The following is a 959-nucleotide window of genomic DNA, read 5'->3' as shown; positions in this document are numbered from 1 at the left end:
CCAGCTGCGGCGTCGTCACCACCAGGATCTCGGCGTTGGGAATCAGCTGCGCCACCGAGATGGCGATGTCGCCGGTGCCCGGCGGCAGGTCGAGCAGCAGCACGTCCAGGTCACCCCAGTACACGTCGGCCAGGAACTGCTGCAGCGCCCGGTGCAGCATCGGCCCGCGCCACACCACCGGGGTGTTGCCCTCGGTGAACTGGGCGATGGAGATGACCCGCACCTCGTGCGCGATGGGCGGCAGGATCATCGACTCGACCTGGGTGGGCCGGTCGGTGGTGCCCATCATCCGGGGGATCGAATGGCCGTGGATGTCGGCGTCCAGCACACCGACCGACAGGCCGCGGGCCGCCATCGCCGCCGCCAGGTTGACCGTGACGGTGGACTTGCCGACGCCGCCCTTTCCGGACGCGACGGCGTAGACCCGGGTCAGCGAATTCGGTTGTGCGAACGGGATAACGGGCTCGCGGGCATCGCCGCGCAGCTGCTTGCGCAACTCGGTGCGCTGCTCGTCGTTCATCACGTCCAAGGTGACCTTGACCGCGCCGGTGCCCGGGACGTCGGCGACCGCCTGGCTGACGCGGTCGCTGATCTCGGTCTTCTTCGGGCAGCTGGCGGTGGTCAGGTAGATCCCGACGTGCACCGTCCCGTCGGGCTCGGTGTCGATGCTCTTGACCATCCCGAGTTCGGTGATCGGACGCCGCAGTTCGGGATCGATCACCTTGCCCAGGGCGGTGCGGATAGCCGCGGTCAGGCCGGCTGCTGAATCGGAGGGGTCATTGCTGGACATCACCGCCGAGTGTATGCGTCTGCGACGGGGTCATTCGGCGGCGACCTCTAGTTGGCCGGACCGGGTCCCGCCGGCTTGGGCTTGGGTGCGCCGGGGGCCGCGCCCGACGGGCCGGCGGGCTTGGGCGCCGATGCGGCCTGCGAGGGTGCGGCGGCCGGGGGCGCCGGCA

Annotated in this window: 1 protein-coding gene; it reads right to left on the bottom strand. The window is 70.5% G+C overall.

Annotated elements, in window-relative coordinates; genetic code table 11:
* A partial coding sequence (locus tag A5659_RS22885; RefSeq protein ID WP_156749327.1) for a P-loop NTPase occupies positions 1–790 on the bottom strand: 790 nt, incomplete at its 3' end.
* Positions 791–959: the final 169 nt, after the last annotated feature.

Source organism: Mycobacterium sp. 1165196.3 (assembly GCF_001673415.1).
GTDB classification, from domain to species: Bacteria; Actinomycetota; Actinomycetes; order Mycobacteriales; family Mycobacteriaceae; genus Mycobacterium; species Mycobacterium europaeum_A.
This window is presented reverse-complemented; position numbering and strand designations above follow the sequence as displayed.